The organism is Pricia antarctica, from assembly GCF_900101815.1.
Taxonomy (GTDB): Bacteria; Bacteroidota; Bacteroidia; order Flavobacteriales; family Flavobacteriaceae; genus Pricia; species Pricia antarctica.
Genome location: NZ_FNAO01000009.1, coordinates 114,522 through 135,680 on the forward strand (window position 1 = coordinate 114,522; position 21,159 = coordinate 135,680).

A 21,159-nucleotide genomic window follows, 5' to 3' on the forward strand; every position below is an offset into this window, starting at 1 on the left:
ATTACTCCTCCGCCTGTGGCTCCATCTTAAAGTCGTCCATAAACGCGGTCGTGTAGTTGCCCGCCAGATAATCGGGATGGTCCATCAACTGCCTGTGAAAGGGAATGGTCGTCTTTACGCCTTCGATTACAAATTCGTCCAAAGAGCGTCTCATTTTGTTGATGGCCTCCTCACGGGTCTGAGCCGTGGTTATGAGCTTGGCGATCATGCTATCGTAATTGGGCGGAATACTGTACCCGCTATAGACATGCGTATCCATTCGTACCCCGTGTCCTCCGGGGATATGTAAGGTCGTTATCCTTCCCGGGGATGGTCTGAAATTGTTATAGGGATCCTCGGCATTAATCCGGCATTCGATAGAGTGCAGTTTCGGAAGATAGTTTTTTCCGGAGATAGGGACTCCGCCGGCTACCAATATCTGTTCTCGAATCAAATCATAATCGATGACCTGCTCGGTAATCGGATGCTCGACCTGAATACGGGTGTTCATTTCCATAAAATAGAAATTCCGGTGTTTGTCGACCAAAAATTCAATAGTACCGGCGCCTTCGTATTTAATAAATTCCGCTGCTTTGACCGCTGCTTTTCCCATGGCTTCCCGTAGCTTGTCGGTCATAAAGGGAGAAGGCGTTTCTTCGGTCAATTTTTGATGGCGGCGCTGAATAGAACAATCCCGCTCTGATAGATGGCAGGCTTTTCCATATTGATCACCTACTATCTGAATCTCGATATGTCTTGGCTCTTCGATGAGTTTTTCCATGTACATATCGCCGTTGCCGAATGCAGCGGAGGCTTCTTTAACGGCACTTTCAAAAAGGGCATCCATTTCCTCCGCTTTCCTCACGGCACGCATACCCTTGCCACCGCCGCCGGCGGTAGCCTTTATCATGACGGGGTAACCCATCTTTTTTGCGACTTTTCTGGCATCGGCAAGGTCTTTCAGCAAACCGTCGGAGCCCGGAACGGTCGGTACGCCCGCTTTCTTCATAGTAGCTTTTGCCGAGGCTTTATCGCCCATTCTGTCAATCTGCTCCCCAGATGCCCCGATAAATTTTATTTCGTGCTCGGCACAGATTTTCGAGAATTTGGAATTTTCGGATAAAAATCCGTAGCCGGGATGTATGGCATCGGCATTGGTAATCTCGGCCGCCGCAATGATATTGGGGATTTTAAGGTAGGATTCGCTACTCGCCGCAGGGCCTATACAGACCGCCTCATCGGCAAAACGTACGTGCAGGCTTTCTTCATCGGCCTTGGAGTAGACCGCCACTGTTTTGATGCCCATCTCTTTACAGGTACGGATGACCCGTAATGCAATTTCTCCCCTATTCGCTATCAATATTTTTTTGAACATGGTCTATTGAATTAATATTCGTGAAAACCAATTTGTCCCCGAGAGTTGGGGATGTGCTTGGCGCTTCGACTTCAGTTGATACCGAGAACAGCCAAAGTACTCAGTGTAACAATTTTAGAATTTACCTTTAGGAGGGGTCCACCATAAACAAAGGCTGATCAAACTCTACGGGCGAGGAATCCTCCACCAATATTTTCACGATTTTTCCAGAAACCTCGGATTCGATATCGTTGAAAAGTTTCATCGCTTCGATCACGCAGAGCACATCGCCCTTTTTGATAGCGGAGCCCACTTCAACAAACGTATCTTTATCAGGGGACGGTTTTCGATAAAAAGTACCAATAATGGGCGACTTGATCGTAATGTACTTTGAATCGTCCTCCTTTTTATTCTCTTTGGATGCTTCGGAAGTAGCCGCTTCCCCGGCTTGTGCAGGTGGTGATGACGGTTGTGTCATCTGGGGCTGCCCCATAGGAATTTGCTGAATGTACGTGGGCTCGTGATGATCAGATTCCGCAGGGCCTGTCTTAATTGTAATCTTCAGATCGTCGGTTTCTAATTTTACCTCTCTGGCCCCTGACTTCGCAACGAATTTTATCAGGCTTTGAATTTCTTTTATATCCATGGAATTTGAATTTTATAGTGTTCGATCGGTTTTGTTCTGTTCTATTTTAATTATACGCCCATGTCAAGTATATCGACCCCCAGGTAAAGCCTCCGCCGAAAGCTGCAAACACAAGGTTGTCTCCTTTTTTAAGCTGTTTCTCATAATCGTACAACAATAGGGGCAGGGTTCCCGATGTGGTGTTCCCGTAGCGTTGAATGTTCATCATCACTTTCGAACTATCAATGCCCATTCGGCTGGCCGTCGCATCGATAATCCGCCTATTGGCCTGGTGGGGCACCAACCAAGCTACGTCTTTATGATCTAGATCGTTCTGCCGCATAATTCGCGCCGCCACGTCGGCCATATTCGAAACGGCGAACTTAAATACCGTTTTCCCTTCTTGATAAATGAAATGTTTTCTGTTTTTGACTGTTTCTTCGGTCGCCGGCATTAAAGAACCACCGGCATCCATGCCCAAAAATTTTCTCCCGTTGCCATCTGCCCGAAGATATTCGTCTTGCAGACCAAGGCCCTCATCGTTCGGTTCGAAAAGCACCGCCCCGGCTCCGTCACCAAAAATAATGCATGTGGTACGGTCGGTATAGTCGATGATGGACGACATTTTATCCGCACCGATCAGCAGCACTTTTTTATATCTGCCGGACTGAATATAGCTCGCCGCGGTCGACATCCCAAAAAGAAAACTGGAACAGGCGGCCAATAGGTCATAGGCAAAAGCATTTTTTGCCCCTATTTCGGATGCTACGAAAGCAGCTGTCGAAGCTACCATACTGTCCGGTGTAGCGGTAGCTACGATAACCAAGTCGATTTCCCCAGGATTTATATTTTTTCTTCGGATAAGGTCTTTGGCAGCCTTTATGGCCAAGAATGAAGTACCTTCGCCCTCTTCAGGTTTTAAAATGCGCCTTTCCTTGATTCCGGTTCGGGTGACAATCCACTCATCGTTGGTATCGACCATACCTTCTAGCATTTGATTGGTCAGCACAAATTTTGGCACGTAACCCCCTACAGCCGTAATCGCTGCCGTTAATCTACCCATCTTACGTCGGTTTGATCTAAAATCCTTTGAAAATCCCTTAAAACTCGTGAAAATTAATCATTTTCCATGAAAAATATTCCAAAAACCAAGTGTTTTTAAAATATAAGCCCACCCATTGATTCTAAAACCACAAAATACAACATCACCTTAGTATATCCATAGATTATTGTAGCTCCGATAAGGCGTGCATTGCAACAAGAAATTTCCATCCATAAAAAAACTCCCGCTTACATCACGGGAGTCCTTGAATCTTTAAGGGTTTGGTCTATATGACCTAAGCTTCGACCTCTTCGGTTTTATCGATTAAAACTTGACCTTTGTAATACAGTTTGCCCTCGTACCAGTGCGCCCTATGGAACAGGTGCATTTCACCAGTCGTCGGATCGGTCGCCAACGTAGGGGCTACCGCTTTGTAGTGGGTTCTTCTCTTGTCTCTTCGGGTTCTCGAAATTTTTCTCTTGGGATGTGCCATCGTATTTTATTTATCCGTTAACAGTTTTTTTAATTCGTCCCATCGGGGATCGTTTTCGTTTTTATTTTCTTTTATTTGCTTGGGCTGCAATTCTTCCAGTTTTTTCAAAGCTTCCGATTGCAAACTGCCATCAAGCACCCCGGGATGTATTCGTTTCAGTGGAACGGCTAAAACCAACATTTCATATACATACTGGGCGATATTGACCTGATGTGACCCGTGGGGAACAATCAAAATATCATCGTCATCGTCATTGTATTCGTCTCCGAACTTTACCACCAGTTCCAACTCGGCCGAAATCGGTTGGTCATAAGGTTCACTCGTCAAATCGCAATCTACATTTACCGTTCCCGTAGCTTCCATCTCGAATTCGAGCATGGTACTCATTTTTTTTAAGGCGACATTTAGAACGATATTGGCCCCATTGAACTCATCATACCCAAAAGACTCAAAGAACGCGTTATCTACCGTATATTGAAAATTGTGTTTTCCTTGCTTTAATCCCGAGAAAGGAATGCTAAACTCCTTTTGCACCATCATTTCAACACTAATTTTAAAAACCTATATGCCTATTATGCTCCTGCTGAGTACAAAGGCGGGCGCAAAGATACTATTATTTTCATTAATACCAAACCCTTACACATGGTCTTAGCGACCGCTTTAAAGTCTTACAATGCTTGCGGCAAATGCCGAAACCTATGTACCTTTAATCTATACAATTGTCGTTCCGTGAAAAAGCAAAAAACAATTTATCGGGAATCTTATCGCCAAGTTTTGAAAAAAATGTTTTACGGCTACGCGCAGGTCGAAGTCCGGTTTGAAATGATAGGTAGGTCCGGCAAATTTTGATACATTAGCTAAAACGACAAAGAAAAATAGTAAAAATGGATATCTTAAAACGTGAAAGCATTAGTTCCTTATTACAACGGACTCCCGTCGATTGGCAAAAAGTTCTTTCTGACTGTATTTCTTGTTTTGGTTGTTCGACCGGAACCCTGCATTTTTTAGTAGCGAACACCGATATATTGAAATTGCAGGCCCAAATCGGTATTCCACAATTCTTACTTCCCAAAGTATCGCAGATTCCCATAGGAAAGGGCATGGCGGGTATCGCGGCTGAGAGGCGAGAACCGGTAGAAATGTGCAATCTGCAGACGGATACTTCGGGAGTAGCCCGTCCGGCAGCGAAAGAAACTAAAGTAGAAGGATCGATTGCGGTGCCTATGATGCTCGATGGCAATTTGTACGGTACGTTAGGTATTGCGAAACCGGTGCCTTATAATTTTACCGAAAACGAACGGAACGAACTTGTAAAAATCGGGGAGGAAATCGCTAAGCATTTAGCTTAAAGCGCTATTCGGCGTTCGGCGTTCGGCGTTCGGCGTTCGGCGTTCGGCGTTCAGCGTTCAGCGTTCAGCGTTCAGCGTAAAAAAAAGGAAATTCTTGTAAACCACAAGAAAATCCCACAGAACTTTTAACTATCGCCGTACCCTTTGACGCTGTAGCGGGTTCTCCGTCAGTTCTAGATATTCCTTGCGGTTCCTGAAAATTGAAATGGCAGTAAATACCGCCTCCTTGAAGGAACTAGGGTCGGCCTTGCCTTGCCCGGCGATTTCGTAGGCAGTGCCATGGTCAGGTGAGGTGCGTATCTTTGATAGACCCGCGGTAAAGTTCACGCCCCTACCAAAGGATAGGGTTTTAAACGGAATCAAGCCTTGGTCATGATATGCAGCCAAGATAGCATCGAAGTTTTTGTAATTATCCGATCCAAAAAAGCTATCGGCGGAATAGGGGCCGAATACCAGATGGCCGGCATCCGACATTTCCTTGATTATGGGTTTGAGTATCTCCTCGTCTTCCTTACCGATTACACCATTGTCCCCGCTATGCGGATTGATACCCAAAAGAGCCACTTTGGGCGCACGAATGCCAAAATCCATCCGCAATGATTTTTCGATGGTCCTGACCTTACTTCGGATCAAGATCGGGTTAATGGCCGAAGACACGTCCTTTACGGCTACGTGATCGGTAAGCAAACCCACTTTTAATCCCTCGGTGACCATGAACATCAAGCTTTCGCCTTCAAGCTCCTGCGTAAGAAAATCGGTGTGCCCGGGAAATTTAAAGTCCTTCGTTTGAATGTTGTTCTTGTTGATGGGCGCGGTGACCAAAACATCGATGTCTCCGTTTTTCAAAGCGTCTACGGCCGCAAGTAAAGATTTCAAGGCGTATTTCCCCCCTTCTTCGGTGGCCTCGCCGAACTTGATATCGGGAATTTCCTTCCATACGTTGACCACATTGACTTTGCCGTCAACGGCCATTGAAGCTTCCTGAACGCCGTTGTATTTAATATCGATATTCAGTTCTTTTTGTTGAAAGGAAATGGTCTTGCTAGAGGCAAAAAGTATCGGGGTACAGAAATCCAACATCCGGGAATCCTCAAACGTCTTGAGCACGACCTCGCATCCAATACCGTTCAAATCACCTATGGAAATACCCAATTTTATTTTACCGTCTTCCTGCATGATATTCTTTACCTTTGTAAGGGTGAATTGATTTATACTTTTTTTTGCGATTGCACTAGCTACAAAACTAGTTAATTTAGACGGAATATGTTTACGGGAATCATCGAAACCTTGGGGGAAATTAAGCGATTGGAGCGCGATGGGGAGAACCTTCACGTCACCATAAAATCACCTATGGCAGAAGACCTGAAAATCGACCAGAGCGTATCCCATAACGGGGTCTGTCTAACGGTCGTAGCTCTAGACGGACAGACCTACACCGTCACCGCCATAGCCGAAACCCTTCAAAAAACGAACTTGAATCGGCTAAAGGTGGGCGAAAAGGTCAATTTAGAACGTGCGATGATATTGGGAAGCCGTTTTGATGGCCATATCGTTCAGGGCCATGTTGATCAAACCGGTGTTTGTACCGCTCGAAAAGAAGTGAACGGCAGCTGGGTATTTACCTTCGAATATGATTCTGAAATGGGCAACCCTACCATTGAAAAGGGTTCGATTACTATCGACGGCACTAGCCTTACCGTAGTGGATTCCGGTAGCAATACCTTCAGTGTGGCCATTATTCCATACACCTACGAACATACAAGGTTTAACGCTTATGAAGTCGGCAGCGTTGTAAATTTGGAGTTCGATGTAATCGGAAAGTATGTGGCGAAGTTGATGAAACAGAATATTTAAAATCGGCAATCTGACACCCCGCTCAATCTTGAACCATGTCGTGGAACTATGCAGATCTATAGAAACAAGCTAAAAGTTTTCATTCCTCAAAAAAGCTGATTGATGATCCGATCCAGGTTTCGTCGACCTGATGCGAAACATTAATCATTTCACCTTTGCTCATCCGGGTCAGATTGATTACTGGTTTCAATCGATTTTCTTCGGTACTCCAGACGTAAAGCATCCGTAGCTCCACCTTTGAATTCTTCTCATTTTTGGTTTTCACCACAGCGGCATATTTCACTTTTTGTTGAAGGATATAGTTCTGTTTTTCTTCTATCGCTTCAATAGTTTTTTGATCGGGATGTAAATTTACACCTTGGCCCGCAAAGGAAAACAAGGGTTTCAATACATAATCCCCTAGATTTAAATTTTTTGGATAGTCGTTCAAATAATAGGATGCCGGTATGTTCTTGTGCTTTAACAAAGGCATAATGCACTTTGAAATCACGAAAAACCAATCGGGGTGGGTAACCCACCGCACGTCAAGGTCGTCGCTAAGATTGAAAGCGACATCAAGGTTTTCGATACGTTGCAGTTCGTCAAAGATAACGCGATTATAAATCCTGTGGATGGGGATTTTTCGACCGTCTTTTTCATAGAAGAGTTTTTTTCCTTGCTTAATGACCTTGGTCATACAGACCACTTCGATACCCAAGGCCTTTTTGGTGGCCCAGAAATCGATGCGCGTCTTTTGCTTTTCGGGGAAAAGCTCCAAAAGGATGACGTTCTCCGGTTTTTCATTTCCAAGGATTACTTCCTTGATTTCCTTGAGATAGCTTTCTTCGTTCAATCCGCTGAAATAATAATTTAGGCCCTCTTTAGGAAGGTTCGGATAGCACTTGCGATACGCCTCTCCAAGAAAAGGCTGGTAAAAGAACAAAGTCGGAAAGGCCTGCAGTTCGATAAGCTGGGGCGTAATACCCCCCTTGCCGTCATCACAAAGTCCGAAATCGATGGCCAAAAAATCAGGATTGCCCATCGGAAGCGGGGATTGTAATTCTTTTGGAATAAAGGTATCCCGTATTTTTTGGAAGTCGATTTCCCCAAGCTGTTCTATTATGGCATCACAAGCGGAAAATACATCCTTTTTTAGGTTTACATCGATAAAAACCGGTGTTTCAGAAATTCTGAAGGCACTGGGTTCCGAATAGGTGTTTTCAATATGTTTGAGTAGATCTTCGTAATATTCCGGTTTGAATTCCGCATTGAACCTATCCCTGATTTCTGATATCATACTACTTGTAATTTTTCGATGTCTATGGCTTCCGCTGCCAACCGTAAGAAATTGGGGATAATCGTATGGTTGGTTTTCATTATCTTTTCATCGTCTACCAATTGTTCCAGCATATTGAGATATTTCCGTTTGCCGTATTTTTTAATGATGGCATTGCGCTTGTCCTCTTTCTTAAAGTGGCGCAACATCCCTTCGGAATCCGCTTCCGGATGAAACTGCACTCCAAAAATCTCCCTGCTGTAACGAATGGCCATAACTGCCCTCTCTAAAGGCACATGCGCGCGCACCTTCTCCCTACATAAGACTTTGCCCTCTAAGGTATCAAGTTTCCATTCAGAAGGACCGACAACTTGATAATCCCTTGAGTCAACGGCGTAAAATGGATTGGCCAAGCCTTCGAGCAATATTTCATGCTCCCCGCTGTTGGTCTTAAATATAGGATAAATTCCAAAAGAGGTAGAGCGGCGCTTAGTGACCTTCGCCAGATCCCAATGCACGCAGGCCAATTGAAACGAATGGCAAATCAAAAAAAGGTGTTTTTTATCCGGTTTCGACAGGTTATGCAAGAGCAGGGCGTCAAGAAAACCGAAATATTTAAACTCCCAATCTTGCCCTGATATTAATGGTGATCCGGGGCCGCCGGAGGATAGATAGATGTCAAAATCATCCAATAGGGGAATCTCTTCATTGACCCTTACCTCGAAAACTTCGTAGTGACCCTCCCTACCTTCTTGCGCCAAAAACTCGCCCGCTAGCATTTTCAGACAGCGCATACCTTCATTGGGCTCTCCGGCATTCATATCGAGAATTGCTATTCTGTATTTGTTGATCATGTTTTTTTCTAATCGTCATTGCGAGCTTTTCAGGCCTTTGGCCTCAAAAGCGTGGCAATCTGTTGAACATCGGCGAATGGCGTTATGAAACTACTTGCCCACTTCAACGGATTGCCACGCCAATTTGGGCTACACCCTCATTGGCTCGCAATTGTTCAGTTAAATAACGCCATTCATGCTTTAATAGTGTGTGTTCTCGATACGATGTCTAAAGCCCCTTCTTTGTCTGCTGCACGATATACTTTGACACATCACACAGGTCGCCAGTTTGTTCGAACACCTTAAGTTGGCGGTCGGCACCTGACCCCTGCTCGAGCATTTGATACACGTAATTCACTTCGCTTCGGCATCCGAGGTCGTCGACGACATCATCGATGAATTCCAACAACTCGTTCATCAACTGATTAAAGTGAACTTCCTCTTCCTTGCCGAAATCGATTAGTTTGGCCTCTACGCCCCATCTTGCGGCACGCCATTTGTTCTCGTTCAGGAGCAGGCGGCGGTAATTTTTGAAAGTCTGGTTCTTTTTGTGCATTTTATACAACTTAGCCACGATACACTGCATCAGGGCCGCGATGCAGGTCACCTCATCGACCGTCATTACGACATCACAGATCCGGAACTCGATCGTTGGATAGAACGGATGCAAACGAATGTCCCACCATATTTTTTTGGCGTTGTCAAGGCAATTGGTACGCACCAGAATATCAACGAACTTGTCATATTCTCCAACGCTGGAAAAAAAAGGCGGAATTCCGGTTCTGGGAAATTTATCGAACACCTTGCTCCGAAATGATTTGAACCCGGTTTCGCGCCCCTCCCAAAACGGACTGTTTGTTGAAAGGGCATAGAGATGCGGCAAAAAATATCGCGCCACATTCAGTATCTCAAGGCCCTCTTCACGACTGGGGATGGCCACATGCACGTGCATGCCAAAAATGAGGTTGCCCCGTGCCACGTCTTTCATTTCCTCGACTATTTCGTCGTATCGGGGTTTCGAAGTAATCAGCTGTTCGTGCCAAAGCGAACTGGGGTGCGTACCGGAAGCGGCCACCTTGAGACCTTCGGCATCGGCCAGTTTGATGATCTGTTGCCGAAGATAGGAAACCTCGTCCCGCACCTGATTTATGTTCTCGCATACATTGGTACCCATTTCAATCATCGACTGGTGCATTTCTTCCTTGATTCGTTCTTGCAGCAGTACCTTGCCCCCATCGATGATTTTCGACATCTGTGACCGAAGCTTGAACGTATCGCTGTCGAGAACCTGGAATTCTTCTTCTATACCCAGTGTGAATTTATGCATGTTGATGGTTTTGTTTGATCAGATTGCCTATTTGGTCTTTTTGGGAGCCGACTTAGCCGGGGATTTTTTAGTTACACCAGTTTTTGGTTTGACAGGGGTTTTGCCTTTGGCAGGGGCTTTAGCTTTCACCGGAGCCTTTTTATTAGCCTCCACCTTCGCTGGGGCCGGAACTTTCGATTTTGTTTGGGCTTTTGACTTGGCGGGCCCTTTTTTGGGCGGTGCCCCTTTTTTATCGGATTCTGTTTTTTTCTTGGCGGCGGCTGCTTTTTTCTTTGCTTCCGTAGCTTTTTTAACCTCTTCCGCAGTTTTTAGATTGACCTTGCCTCTTTTTGGGGCTTCGGGTGCAATCGAATCCTTAACGAAACCGCCCCAAGAGGTATTGTTCTGTTTCGCCTTGTGGGCATTTGCCTTTTCAACGGCATACTTGGCGGAATGCTCGACAATCCAATCAAAATTTTCTTGGCCTACGGAATGTAAATCCGCATCTGGCGCGGGATTACAAAAATCGATGGCGTAGGGTATTCCGTCCCTTACCGCAAATTCTACGGTGTTAAAATCATAGCCAAGGGCCTTATTAAGTTTTAAGGTGTAGTTGTGTATCGTCTTCAATAATTTATCACGTTCGTCACCCGTGGCCTTGATTTCACTCACATACCGCTCGTGAAAAGGTTTTCTAGGGTCGTAGGGCATAATATGCACATATTTTTGACCGAGACAATACACCCGGAAATAGTCGTCAAAAACGATTTCTTCCTGTAACATCATAACCAACTGTCCGGTTTCGGCATGGCTGGCGAAGAGTGCATCTGCATTTTCTACCTTATATACATCTTTCCATCCGCCTCCATCAAAAGGTTTCATGTAAGCGGGGAAGCCGATGTAATTAAATATATAATCCCAGTCTAACGGGCCCACTAGATTTCTGAACGATTTCTCACTCGTATCATTGGGCCTTGTGTTCGAGGGCAATAATACCGTTTTTGGCACGGGAACGCCCAATTCCATTGCCAGACAATTGTTAAAAAATTTCTCGTCGGCACTGAACCAAAACGGGTTGTTGATGACCGCCGTACCCATTAGGGCCGCATTTTTGACATACGATCGATAAAAGGGAACACCTTGCGACATACGGTCGAGTATGACATGATACCCATAATCGATACCCTGTTGCACCTTATCTATCTGAACGGGTTCGGCAACTACTTTACCTTTGCCCAATTCGTTCACTTTGTCTATAAAGGCCCAGGGAAACGTGTCTTCCTGACCGAAAATAATACCTACTTTTTTTGCCATAATAATTTTTGTTTTAATTGTCATTCCCGCACTTCGGCTCTAGTTTATGCTGAGCGCAGTCGTAGCACTAAGCACATGCTTCGGCGGGATTCTTTATGTTATTTTAATATTTTTAGCTAGATCGGTTCATGGTTAAATTGAAGAGATAATTCAAAAAAATCGGTCTATATACTCCGGAAACATCATTTTCCACAGCGGCCAGTCATGGGGCGTCCATTTTTTTTCGTCGTACCAGTGATCAATGCCCTTGGCGTTTAAAATACCGGCCATGTGCAAGTTTTTATCCCTACAGATATCCCAATCTGAAGTGCCCAATACGATTTGCATGTGGTTATACTTCCAGGCTTCCTCATTTTGCATAAACTCATCAGGACAGTTATAATAAATGCGCATGTCGTCGCTCAGCTGGGCCATGTTGCGAATGTTGAACGCCGCACTCATGGCAATCAAATGCGAAACCAGATCCGGAAAGCGAAATGCGGTATTGGCCGCATGAAAACCTCCGAAACTTACCCCGGCAACTGCTACCCGGTGCGTATTGCATTCACCTTGAATATACGGAATCATTTCGTTCCGCAAAAATTGCATGTACAATTCGTAGTTATGGATTTTTTCCTCGGTGATCATATGATCGTGATAGAACGAAAGCATATCCAAAGTTTCCACATTGTAAAGCTTGATTCGCCCCGCTTCGACGAACTGCATCACTGCTCCCGTGAGTCCGAAATCGGTATTTTGGGTAAATTGGCCGCCAGATGAAGGAAACATTAAAATCGGATGGCCCCAATGCCCGGTGACCTCAACATTTATGTTGCGCCCAAGGGTATTCGAATAGTAAGGTATATGTTCAATTTTAGCCATTAGAATAAATATAGCTCAAAATAGGTAAAGATGAGCGGATTAAGGTGCGCAAAAGTAATTTATTTTAAAGCAGACAATATGAATATTTTTAGGATTCGTTATACTTGCACTCCCTTTACAGTAATTTATGCAATTCCAAATCGATTTTATCGGCGCAAAAGGCCGTTTCTTTTCAAAATATTTAGACCGTATCGTCACTTTTCGTTTTATGGCACCCGCCAACTATTGGGATACGAGCTATACCTTTCCCGTGCTTTTAATGAACGACGGACAAGATTTTACGGCCATGAAGCTCGAGAAAACCTTTTCGGAAGCCTATGCCTCGAAGGCTGTGCGCCCGTTTGTATATATTGGTCTTGAATGTAACGAAAGCCGTATTCACGAATACGGCACCGCTTCAACGGCCGATTTCAAGGGACGTGGCGGCAGGGCCCTCGAATATTCAAAATTTGTTATCGAAGAGTTTATTCCTTTTTTAAAAAAGGAATTCAAGGTTTCTACGGATAAAAAGGATTGGGTCTACTGCGGCATGTCTTTAGGGGGATTATCGGCCTTCGATATCGCCTATCGCAATTCCAATCTCTTCAGTAAGATTGGTGTGTTCAGCGGCTCATTTTGGTGGCGCAAGAAAGCCTATGTAAAAAAGGATGTCGCCGACCGAAGCCGTATCTTGCTAGATGTTATCAAAGACGGAAATGCTGCGCCACATCTGAAATTCTGGCTACAAACAGGCACCGATGACGAGAAAGCCGACCGGAACCAGAATGGCGTCATCGATTCTATTGACGATACCTTGGACGTTATTAAAGAACTCCGGGCCAGAGGCTATTCATATCCCGGAGCTATCGTCTATGAAGAAGTTTTGAGAGGAAAACACGACTTGCCTACCTGGGCCAATATTTTTCCGAAATTCGTATTGTGGGCCTTCGGGAAATCGCTGATGACCCCCGCCCAAGGTGGTCTACCTCGATCCTCAAAATAAGGCCGGTAAAAACCGTTGATGTTTGCCCACTCAGCGCCTATATCAAAACTTGTACTCCAACAAAGTTTCAAAATTGGCGTATTCCAACGCTTTTGCATGAGTCGCCTCCAAGACTACTTGGGGCGCCTTGCCCTCTTTCTCGGCTTCGAGCCAGCGTGAGACACAAAGGCACCAAGTATCGCCAGGCTTCAATCCGGGAAACTGCCACTCAGGCCTTGGGGTTGAGAGGTCGTTGCCTTTTGCCTTCGTGTATTCCAAAAAATCTTCGGTCATGATAGCGCAGACCACATGGGTGCCGACGTCTTGCTCACCGGTCTTGCAAAAGCCGTCGCGGTAAAAGCCGGTCATTGGGTCGGTACAGCAAGATTGCAGTTCGGTGCCCAGAACGTTCTTTGGTGTTTTGTTCATCTCTAAATAGCTCTTAACGAATACCGGTCTGAAATTAGTGATAATTCGTGAAACTTGCTTTGCATAAGGCGGTTTAGCGTCTAACTGATGCCGCTTTGCGGAATTTAACGTGTCAATGAAACCAACGGAATACCATCCGAGCCAGTTTCAGTTTCCAGAGTTTCCTTGTTTTTTCAAGGATCCCGCGTATCGTTTTTTGATTGATACGTGCAGCAACGGGATACGGATAGACCCGGTCGTTCAATTCGCTTATTGGAATATTGGCGTGCTTGGCCAGTTCAAGTTCCTGCACCAGTTCCCCGGCATGGGGCGCGATCATGCTACCGGAAAGGATTTTTTTACTGCCGGTACTGTTGCTGTTATCGAGCCATAGCGACATCTGTCCGTAGGTATATTCCTCAACAATAGCCCTGTCATCATGAAGAAAACTTTGGTCATGTCGTTGAAATTCTACGCCCCGTTCCTGTAGCCTGTCTTCCGTAAGTCCGAAATGCGCAACTTGGGGATCGGTAAAGGTGACCCAACTGAGATCGTTCCATGTGTTTTTCTTCTTGAATATCGGAACCAGCAGATTACGCCAGAGCTGCCGCACCATTTTCTCGGCACCATGGGAAAACATATAGCTTCCGGCGGCATCACCGATGACATATACTTTCTTGTTGGTGCTTTGCAGGTATTCATCAACTTTAATCTTTCCTTTTTCCGTCAGTTCGATGCCCGCGGCATCGAAATCCATCCCTTTTGTGTTCACCGTCCTTCCTGCGGAAATCAAAACGGCATCACAGGGAATTTCAAGAATATCTTTTTCTTTGGATGCGATACCTGCCTTTCCATCCTTAAAAAATTGGACTTCCGCATGGCTCGAGATTTGGATGCCCTCTTCCTTAAATCGGGTTTCCAAAATTTCGGACACTTTTTCGGGTTCTTTGTTTAGCAATCGGTCGCCCCTATTGACAATCGTGACTTTTGAGCCCAATCTAGAAAACGCCTGCCCCAGTTCGCAACCGATGGGGCCACCGCCGATGACGACAAGATTTTCCGGCAGTTTACGGCAGTCGAAGAAAATGGTTTCATTGGTGTAGACGTCTACCGAATCCATTCCCTCGATATCGAGCATTCTGGGCGAGGAACCCGTGCAGAGCAGTATGATACGGGCGGTATGGGTCTCGCCGTTCACCTTAAGGGTATCCCTTGAATCAAAAACAGCCTCTCCGATTACCACATCGATCCCTTTTTTGCGTAGGGCCGCGGCATCTTCTGTATCTTTAATAAAGGTCTGCATTTGGTGGATATGGTCTAAAATACGCCCCATATCGGCCTTTCCGCTTGTTTTGAGTCCAAATCGTTCCGCGGATTTCGCTTGGTGAAATTGGTTGGCGATATGAATCAAGGCCTTGCTAGGCACACAGCCGAAGTTCGTACAATCGCCACCGAAGTTATCACCATCTTTTTCGATGAGCAGGGTTTTTAGGCCCAAAACATTGGCAACGCCCGAATTTCCCAGCCCGGCACTACCTGCACCGATTACGATAACGTCGTATTTTTTCATGGAAATATTTTTAGGAAGGAATTGCAATAGTCGTGCTATTACAAAAAACTTACGGTATCGAACATTGCCCTTATGCTATTTGTGGGGTTAGGCTTGCTTCCTACGCTGAATTTTCTACTTCTCGATGCATCTTTCTCCATATGACAAAAACTGTCGGAGTCAGAAAATTTTAGACTTTAATAAAAATCTTACGGGTATACAGTATATAGGCCAGCAAACAATAAAACGCTACTACGGTAAGCCCATATAACAAGGATGAAAGTTGCAGCGACATAAAGTCGTGTACGTAAACCGTGTCGAACAGCCAGCCGTGCAGAGACTTGTCGCCATCTATCTTGATCATGCCCATTATTTTGGAGATAAAACTGGACAGAAAATAAAGGATAATGGCATTGGCACCGGCATATCTAAAAATACTGCCAAATGTGATTCCCTTGACATCCGTCAAGTAATAGATCAAGGCCAGGATGAGGTTGGCCCATCCGGCGGTTACGAGTACAAAGCTGCTGCTCCACAGGGCCTTATTGATCGGGAAAACTACATCCCAAAGGTATCCGAGAATCAAAAGAGCTCCGCCCATACCCATGAGAATGTTGGCTTTTTTGGGTTGTTTCGAGAGCAAGATCAATCCCGTGAAAATTCCCAATAACGAACTAACGATAGATGGAACGGTACTGAGCAGACCTTCGGGATCGTAATCGTCTTTATAGATATGGGTGCCGAAAACCTGTACATCCAAATAATTGGCCAGGTTGTTCGGGGCGCGGTCGAAAGTGGATTCCACTCCGTTTACCGGAACAAACCCCATCAAAAGCCAATATCCTAGTAATAGAACTACCGAAATACCGATCAAAGTCTTCCAATTGCAATTGATAAAGAGGATGGATGCAAAGAAAAACACCACCCCGATTCTTTGCAATACGCCCGGAAAGCGTATATCGGCAAAATCTTTTATAAAGGGGAAGGTTAAAGTAAAGGCGCCGAGAAAAAGACCCAATCCGATCAATTTCAAACTACGGACACTGATTTTTTTATAGGTGCTCGCATCGACCGATTTATTTTTATAGGCGAAGGCAATCGAAGTGCCCACAATAAACAGAAAAAAAGGAAATACCAGGTCCGTAGGCGTATATCCATGCCAACCGGCATGCAAAAAAGGCCTGTATACGGCCGACCATGTACCGGGCGTGTTCACTAAGATCATCAGCACTATGGTCATGCCACGGAAGATGTCTACGGAAAGGATACGGTCTTTCATAAAATATCCTCCTTCATTCTGTTCCATGCCTTTATCAACAAAAAGGCGGAAACAATGGCCACGCCCGTGAGCACCAAAGCCGGAGTAGTTCTACCATAAATCCAGTATCCGGTAGCGAACATAATCGTATATATTAGCACACAGCCCAATAACATTGCGGTTATACCCTGTGGCACACTCCATTTTTCATCTTTGGCAATTGCTTCACCGTCGGCTTTTGCTTCGTTGACTACTTTGGCCCATCCAGGTCCGCCGGGTTGGATTTTTTTATAAAACGAACGAAGTACTTCTGGAGATTCCGGCTGAGTCATATATGTAGCCGCAAGCCAAATTGCGGTGGTTACTAACACTACGAATGGATATTCGGCCCAATCAGGGAAAACCCCAGTTTCGACATCAAAAAGAAAAGGTCCAAGTGATGTGGTCTTTAAAGCAATGGACAAAATTCCGGACGCGAACATGGCCGTAATTTCACTCCACGAATTAATCCGCCACCAAAACCATCGCAGTATGAAAATGAGTCCCGTACCAGCGCCAAAAGTCAGCAGTATTTCGAATATCTGAAGGGCGTTCTCTAAAGCCAAGGCCAAAACAGCGCTTAAAACCATCAGCACAACCGTTGAAATTCGCCCTACGGCCACCATTTGCTTTTCTGTGGCATTAGGGTTGATCTGTTCTTTGTAAAAATCAAAAACAATATACGACGACCCCCAGTTCAATTGTGTGGAAATCGTACTCATATACGCGGCCACCAATGAAGCCAGAACTACACCCAATAGACCGCTCGGGAGTTTGGTCAACATAGCCGAATAGGCCAAATCCTGTCCCAGCTTATTTTCTGCAATATTGGGGAAAGCTTCATGAATACTGGCGACATCTGGAAAAACGATTAGGGAGGCGAGTGCTACCAAAATCCACGGCCATGGTCGTAGTGCATAATGCATAATATTGAAAAAGAAAGTTGCCCCTATGGCATGGTTTTCATTTTTTGAAGCCAACATCCGTTGGGCGATATAGCCGCCGCCGCCAGGTTCGGCTCCCGGGTACCATGAGCTCCACCATTGCACCGCCAAGGGAATGATAAATAACATGATCAGTGCGTTCTGGTTGCTAAAATCGGGTATGATGTCCAATTTTCCCTGTACGTTCTCATGGGCGATCAACGCCTCGATACCTCCGACTTCTGGTATATTGACCAAATAATAGGCAGCTCCAATGGCACCCGACATGGCAACAAAGAACAATAGAAAATCGGTATAGACCACACCTTTAAAACCGCCCAAGGCACTAAAGGTGACCGTTATTAAGCCCGCTCCGACAACGGTTTCCCAAGGTTCAAGTCCCAACATTATGCCGCCAATCTTGATGGCCGCAAGGGTAACCGAAGCCATGGTAATAATATTGAAAAGCGCACCGAGGTAAATCGCACGGAATTTTCTCAAAAAACTGGCGGGCTTCCCACCATACCTCATTTCATAAAATTCAAGGTCTGTGTTGACATTCGATCTCCGCCAAAGTTTGGCATATATAAAGACCGTCAAAAGTCCCGTCAGTAAAAACGCCCACCAGACCCAGTTTCCCGAAACTCCGTGAGTACGGACGATATCCGTGACCAGGTTCGGCGTATCGGTCGAAAAAGTGGTCGCTACCATGGAGACGCCCAACAACCACCACGGCATATTTCTTCCGGAGAGGAAGAATTCGGAGGAATTCTTACCTGATTTTTTGGAGACATAAACTCCTATTCCTAAGACAATCGAAAAAAAAACAATGATAAAGGTATAATCGAGCGTAGATAATTCCATGGATGGTTTATTTTCGGTTTATGGTTTAACAATTTCTAAAGATATTATTTTTTAAGATACTTTTGCTTTCCAACCTAAGAAGTTGTCTTGAGTTTCTTTGTTTAACCGAGATTTGCGGCTTTCACAGCCTAATGAATGTTTTTTGATCAGCATAGCAATAGCAATGGTGAGAGCGAAAAGTAAATTAGGCTGTGAAATGTGGAAATCGCAGGTAAAAAAGAAGTTTAAAACGAGTTCTTCAATACCTTATTTTTGTCTGTAGCATCCACATTCGACATCTCGATTACCTCATGGGCTTTTGCCATTACAGCAGCCTTTATTGTCGGTCTCTCGAAAGCTGGCATCAAAGGTATTGCCATTGTAAACGTTACCTTGATGGCGCTGGCCTTTGAGGCCAAGGCATCGACCGGTCTGGTCGTTCCGTTGTTGATCGTTGGAGATGCTATTGCGGTCGTTTATTACCATCGTCATGCCAATTGGTGGTATATCGTTCGGTTCTTACCTTGGGTGGTTGTGGGCATTCTACTTGGCGTTTATTTGGGGAACGACCTTGACGAAGGGGTTTTTAAAATTTACATGGCCATCATCATTTTGGTAAGCGTTGTCATGATGTACTGGTGGGACCGCCGGAAATCGACTTCCGTACCCACCCATTGGGCCTTTGCGGGGCTCGTAGGGACGCTCGCAGGCATCACCACAATGATCGGCAACTTGGGCGGACCGTTCAGCAACCTATATTTCTTGGCCATGCGGGTGAAAAAAAACGAGTTTATCGGTACGGCGGCCTGGCTTTTCCTGATCATCAACCTCATTAAACTGCCCTTTCATATTTTCGTCTGGGAAACCATAAATGCGGAGACCCTGCTCTTTAATTTAAAACTGGTACCCGGCATCCTCTTGGGCATGCTGGTGGGCGTTCGCTTGATCAAAATCATCAAAGACGATTTCTATCGGAAAATGATTTTGGTGCTAACAGCTTTGGGGGCAGTGATGATCATGATACGGTGAAAAAGAAAAGTACAAGCCGCAAATTCCAAATTTAAAACCTATGTAGCCTAACCATTGAAAAAGGTGTTTGAATCTTAAAAAAGAGAGATATTGCGACATGGCCATAGGTTTTTTCAAAAAACTTACAATGTTGTCATAATTTTCCTGTTTACTCAACTTTCACCTGATAATTTCTTCCCCAAATAGTTCCCATAAATTGCAAAAGATGCAGTAATATCCACTTTTGTAAGACCTGCTGAAATTATATGTAAATTTAGATCCAATTCACATTTCTTGCTTTCATAGGTATTCAAGAACTACACAAAAGTATCCTTGCATGGAGCGACTATCGAAAAACCCAAAAAATTATCCGTTTTTGCCGCTCGTTTTCCTGTTGGTTATCGGATCTTGTAAACAAAAGGAAACTCCTTCTACACCCTTCGAACAATTCCTCCCCAAAATCGAGGCTTCTTTGGATGAACTGGTCGACGTTTGGTATCCCAAATCCATCGACACACTCAACGGCGGATTTTGGTCGGATTTCGATTATAAATGGGATAAGAAAGGTAAGCAGGATAAAATGCTCGTTAGCCAGGCCCGACATGTTTGGACGGCTTCCGAACTGGCTTTATATTATAAGGATGATACATTCAAGGAAATCGCGGCCCATGGCTATCGGTTCTTGAGAGATGAAATGTGGGATAGCGAAAATGGTGGGTTCCATACCCTTTTAGGTATTGACGGAGATTCTTTAAAGGTGCTATCCTCGGGAAAAAGTACGTATGGTAATTCATTCGCCATCTACGGACTCGCCAAATATTATCAAGTTTCAAAGGATACAAGCGCCCTTGAATTAGCGAAAAAAACGTTTTATTGGCTGGAGGAACACGCCCACGATTCCGTATACGGCGGCTATTTCGACGTGCTGCAACAAGACGGCTCCTGGATGCTCGACGTAACCGAAAATGACAAGAACTACGATAATTTTATTAGAAAGGACTGGAAAGACCAGAACTCTTCTATCCATCTTTTGGAAAGTTTTACCACACTCTACGAAGTTTGGCCAAATCCGCTCTTGAAAAAGCGATTGGAAGAACTTTTACTCTTGATCCGTGATACCATTACCACAGAAAAAGGGTATCTGACCCTGCATTTAGAAAGAAACTGGACGCCCGTATCGCTCCGAGATTCTTCGAAAACCTATCGAAAACAACAGTTTTATCTAGACCATGTTTCCTTCGGCCATGATGTGGAGACCGCTTTTCTTATGCTCGAAACTTCCCATGTTCTGGGAAGAAAAAACGATACCACCACCGCCCAAAAGGCAAAAAAAATGGTAGATCATGCCCTGGAATGGGGCTGGGACGAACAAAACGGAGGCTTCTACGACGGCGGTTACTACTGGGGCGCATCCGGTAAACGCACTATCGAAAACCGGGCAAAGGTCTGGTGGGCGGAGGCTGAGGGACTGAATTCGCTATTACTTATGGCGCAATTGCATCCCAAAGATGAACAATACGAAACCCTTTTCAAAAAACAATGGGAGTATTTGGACACCTATCTTATCGACCACGAACATGGCGGATGGTATCCGGAAGGCCTCGACACCGATACCGAAGCCGAAAAAGCGGCCAAGGCACAGGTATGGAAAGTCAATTACCACACTATTCGCTCCCTAATTAATGTGATCACTATGTTAAAAGGAGATTTCGAATTGAGCAAAATTGAACATTGATTCATAATATAAGGTGAAAATTAAGGGGTTTTGCCCTTTTCCTGTTGATTCCCGTAATCAAGAATTGTATATTGCCTTTGGCTTTTGTTGATTCAAACTTTTTTTAATACAAGCGTGACAAAGTATTAAATACCGCCGTAATCGACTGTTACTATTGCGATATTCTGTTA

The 21,159-nt window shown here is 44.9% G+C and carries 19 protein-coding genes and 1 pseudogene; 5 read left to right on the forward strand and 15 right to left on the reverse strand.

Going from position 1 to position 21,159, the window contains the following annotated elements; genetic code table 11:
• Position 1: 1 nt before the first annotated feature.
• The 5 genes from accC to BLT07_RS17660 all read right to left on the reverse strand — a co-directional run bounded on the left by accC (position 2) and on the right by BLT07_RS17660 (position 4,033).
• A complete protein-coding gene (gene accC, locus BLT07_RS17640; RefSeq protein ID WP_091872701.1) occupies positions 2 to 1,354 on the reverse strand; it encodes an acetyl-CoA carboxylase biotin carboxylase subunit in 1,353 nt (450 codons plus the stop codon).
• A 127-nt stretch (positions 1,355 to 1,481) separates the two neighbouring features.
• Positions 1,482 to 1,979 (reverse strand): acetyl-CoA carboxylase biotin carboxyl carrier protein, encoded by a 498-nt coding sequence (accB, locus tag BLT07_RS17645; RefSeq protein WP_091872706.1) that lies wholly within the window; start codon positions 1,977 to 1,979, stop codon positions 1,482 to 1,484.
• A gap of 46 nt (positions 1,980 to 2,025) precedes the next feature.
• Positions 2,026 to 3,021 carry a beta-ketoacyl-ACP synthase III gene (locus BLT07_RS17650; protein ID WP_091872711.1) on the reverse strand — a complete coding sequence of 332 codons (996 nt, stop codon included), beginning with the start codon at positions 3,019 to 3,021 and terminating at the stop codon, positions 2,026 to 2,028.
• A gap of 274 nt (positions 3,022 to 3,295) precedes the next feature.
• The gene (gene rpmF, locus BLT07_RS17655) at positions 3,296 to 3,493 is read right to left on the reverse strand and encodes a 50S ribosomal protein L32 (protein WP_091872714.1); all 198 of its coding nucleotides are present in this window, start codon (positions 3,491 to 3,493) and stop codon (positions 3,296 to 3,298) included.
• A gap of 6 nt (positions 3,494 to 3,499) precedes the next feature.
• A complete protein-coding gene (locus tag BLT07_RS17660) occupies positions 3,500 to 4,033 on the reverse strand; it encodes a YceD family protein (RefSeq protein ID WP_091872717.1) in 534 nt (177 codons plus the stop codon).
• A gap of 344 nt (positions 4,034 to 4,377) precedes the next feature.
• Between BLT07_RS17660 and BLT07_RS17670 the strand changes: the two genes are divergently transcribed.
• Positions 4,378 to 4,842: a GAF domain-containing protein gene (locus BLT07_RS17670; protein WP_091872725.1), complete on the forward strand. Its 465-nt coding sequence runs from the start codon at positions 4,378 to 4,380 to the stop codon at positions 4,840 to 4,842.
• 129 nt (positions 4,843 to 4,971) lie between these two features.
• Here BLT07_RS17670 and pdxA read toward each other — a convergent pair whose 3' ends face one another.
• A complete protein-coding gene (gene pdxA, locus BLT07_RS17675; RefSeq protein ID WP_091872728.1) occupies positions 4,972 to 6,018 on the reverse strand; it encodes a 4-hydroxythreonine-4-phosphate dehydrogenase PdxA in 1,047 nt (348 codons plus the stop codon).
• 87 nt (positions 6,019 to 6,105) lie between these two features.
• Between pdxA and BLT07_RS17680 the strand changes: the two genes are divergently transcribed.
• Positions 6,106 to 6,696, forward strand: coding sequence for a riboflavin synthase (locus tag BLT07_RS17680; RefSeq protein ID WP_091872732.1), 591 nt, complete (start codon positions 6,106 to 6,108; stop codon positions 6,694 to 6,696).
• Between the two features lie 79 nt (positions 6,697 to 6,775).
• Here BLT07_RS17680 and BLT07_RS17685 read toward each other — a convergent pair whose 3' ends face one another.
• The 5 genes and pseudogenes from BLT07_RS17685 to BLT07_RS17705 all read right to left on the reverse strand — a co-directional run bounded on the left by BLT07_RS17685 (position 6,776) and on the right by BLT07_RS17705 (position 12,265).
• Positions 6,776 to 7,972, reverse strand: a complete 1,197-nt coding sequence (locus BLT07_RS17685) for a hypothetical protein (protein WP_091872735.1) — start codon at positions 7,970 to 7,972, stop codon at positions 6,776 to 6,778.
• The gene (locus BLT07_RS17690) at positions 7,969 to 8,805 is read right to left on the reverse strand and encodes a type 1 glutamine amidotransferase (RefSeq protein ID WP_091872737.1); all 837 of its coding nucleotides are present in this window, start codon (positions 8,803 to 8,805) and stop codon (positions 7,969 to 7,971) included. The genes BLT07_RS17685 and BLT07_RS17690 overlap by 4 nt, the downstream gene beginning before the upstream one ends.
• A gap of 208 nt (positions 8,806 to 9,013) precedes the next feature.
• Positions 9,014 to 10,111, reverse strand: a complete 1,098-nt coding sequence (locus tag BLT07_RS17695) for a carboxylate-amine ligase (RefSeq protein WP_091872742.1) — start codon at positions 10,109 to 10,111, stop codon at positions 9,014 to 9,016.
• A 345-nt stretch (positions 10,112 to 10,456) separates the two neighbouring features.
• Positions 10,457 to 11,404: pseudogene (locus tag BLT07_RS17700) on the reverse strand (ATP-grasp domain-containing protein); the annotation flags it as partial.
• Between the two features lie 150 nt (positions 11,405 to 11,554).
• Complete coding sequence (locus tag BLT07_RS17705) at positions 11,555 to 12,265, reverse strand: alpha/beta hydrolase-fold protein (RefSeq protein WP_091872745.1); 711 nt, start codon at positions 12,263 to 12,265, stop codon at positions 11,555 to 11,557.
• Positions 12,266 to 12,392: 127 nt separating this feature from the next.
• Between BLT07_RS17705 and BLT07_RS17710 the strand changes: the two genes are divergently transcribed.
• Positions 12,393 to 13,247 (forward strand): alpha/beta hydrolase, encoded by an 855-nt coding sequence (locus BLT07_RS17710; protein WP_091872748.1) that lies wholly within the window; start codon positions 12,393 to 12,395, stop codon positions 13,245 to 13,247.
• A gap of 42 nt (positions 13,248 to 13,289) precedes the next feature.
• Here BLT07_RS17710 and BLT07_RS17715 read toward each other — a convergent pair whose 3' ends face one another.
• The 4 genes from BLT07_RS17715 to BLT07_RS17730 form a co-directional block, all read right to left on the reverse strand.
• A complete protein-coding gene (locus BLT07_RS17715) occupies positions 13,290 to 13,655 on the reverse strand; it encodes a DUF2237 family protein (protein WP_091872752.1) in 366 nt (121 codons plus the stop codon).
• 112 nt (positions 13,656 to 13,767) lie between these two features.
• Entirely contained in the window at positions 13,768 to 15,204 is a 1,437-nt protein-coding gene (locus BLT07_RS17720) for a dihydrolipoyl dehydrogenase family protein (RefSeq protein ID WP_091872757.1), read from the reverse strand.
• Between the two features lie 169 nt (positions 15,205 to 15,373).
• Positions 15,374 to 16,489 carry an acyltransferase family protein gene (locus BLT07_RS17725; RefSeq protein ID WP_394331317.1) on the reverse strand — a complete coding sequence of 372 codons (1,116 nt, stop codon included), beginning with the start codon at positions 16,487 to 16,489 and terminating at the stop codon, positions 15,374 to 15,376.
• Positions 16,459 to 18,267: a sodium:solute symporter family protein gene (locus BLT07_RS17730; protein ID WP_091872760.1), complete on the reverse strand. Its 1,809-nt coding sequence runs from the start codon at positions 18,265 to 18,267 to the stop codon at positions 16,459 to 16,461. The genes BLT07_RS17725 and BLT07_RS17730 overlap by 31 nt, the downstream gene beginning before the upstream one ends.
• A gap of 252 nt (positions 18,268 to 18,519) precedes the next feature.
• On the opposite strand from BLT07_RS17730, the gene BLT07_RS17735 reads away from it, so the two are divergent.
• Together BLT07_RS17735 and BLT07_RS17740 are read left to right on the forward strand one after the other, a co-directional pair.
• A complete protein-coding gene (locus BLT07_RS17735; RefSeq protein ID WP_091872764.1) occupies positions 18,520 to 19,275 on the forward strand; it encodes a sulfite exporter TauE/SafE family protein in 756 nt (251 codons plus the stop codon).
• 316 nt (positions 19,276 to 19,591) lie between these two features.
• A complete protein-coding gene (locus tag BLT07_RS17740; RefSeq protein WP_091872769.1) occupies positions 19,592 to 20,989 on the forward strand; it encodes an AGE family epimerase/isomerase in 1,398 nt (465 codons plus the stop codon).
• The last annotated feature ends 170 nt before the right edge of the window (positions 20,990 to 21,159 follow it).

Bases quoted from the DNA above. Each gene is read 5' to 3' on its own strand.
- accC (WP_091872701.1), bottom strand. From the start codon at position 1,354: ATGTTCAAAAAAATATTGATAGCGAATAGGGGAGAAATTGCATTACGG.
- accB (WP_091872706.1), bottom strand. From the start codon at position 1,979: ATGGATATAAAAGAAATTCAAAGCCTGATAAAATTCGTTGCGAAGTCA.
- BLT07_RS17650 (WP_091872711.1), bottom strand. From the start codon at position 3,021: ATGGGTAGATTAACGGCAGCGATTACGGCTGTAGGGGGTTACGTGCCA.
- rpmF (WP_091872714.1), bottom strand. From the start codon at position 3,493: ATGGCACATCCCAAGAGAAAAATTTCGAGAACCCGAAGAGACAAGAGA.
- BLT07_RS17660 (WP_091872717.1), bottom strand. From the start codon at position 4,033: ATGATGGTGCAAAAGGAGTTTAGCATTCCTTTCTCGGGATTAAAGCAA.
- BLT07_RS17670 (WP_091872725.1), top strand. From the start codon at position 4,378: ATGGATATCTTAAAACGTGAAAGCATTAGTTCCTTATTACAACGGACT.
- pdxA (WP_091872728.1), bottom strand. From the start codon at position 6,018: ATGCAGGAAGACGGTAAAATAAAATTGGGTATTTCCATAGGTGATTTG.
- BLT07_RS17680 (WP_091872732.1), top strand. From the start codon at position 6,106: ATGTTTACGGGAATCATCGAAACCTTGGGGGAAATTAAGCGATTGGAG.
- BLT07_RS17685 (WP_091872735.1), bottom strand. From the start codon at position 7,972: ATGATATCAGAAATCAGGGATAGGTTCAATGCGGAATTCAAACCGGAA.
- BLT07_RS17690 (WP_091872737.1), bottom strand. From the start codon at position 8,805: ATGATCAACAAATACAGAATAGCAATTCTCGATATGAATGCCGGAGAG.
- BLT07_RS17695 (WP_091872742.1), bottom strand. From the start codon at position 10,111: ATGCATAAATTCACACTGGGTATAGAAGAAGAATTCCAGGTTCTCGAC.
- BLT07_RS17705 (WP_091872745.1), bottom strand. From the start codon at position 12,265: ATGGCTAAAATTGAACATATACCTTACTATTCGAATACCCTTGGGCGC.
- BLT07_RS17710 (WP_091872748.1), top strand. From the start codon at position 12,393: ATGCAATTCCAAATCGATTTTATCGGCGCAAAAGGCCGTTTCTTTTCA.
- BLT07_RS17715 (WP_091872752.1), bottom strand. From the start codon at position 13,655: ATGAACAAAACACCAAAGAACGTTCTGGGCACCGAACTGCAATCTTGC.
- BLT07_RS17720 (WP_091872757.1), bottom strand. From the start codon at position 15,204: ATGAAAAAATACGACGTTATCGTAATCGGTGCAGGTAGTGCCGGGCTG.
- BLT07_RS17725 (WP_394331317.1), bottom strand. From the start codon at position 16,489: ATGGAACAGAATGAAGGAGGATATTTTATGAAAGACCGTATCCTTTCC.
- BLT07_RS17730 (WP_091872760.1), bottom strand. From the start codon at position 18,267: ATGGAATTATCTACGCTCGATTATACCTTTATCATTGTTTTTTTTTCG.
- BLT07_RS17740 (WP_091872769.1), top strand. From the start codon at position 19,592: ATGGAGCGACTATCGAAAAACCCAAAAAATTATCCGTTTTTGCCGCTC.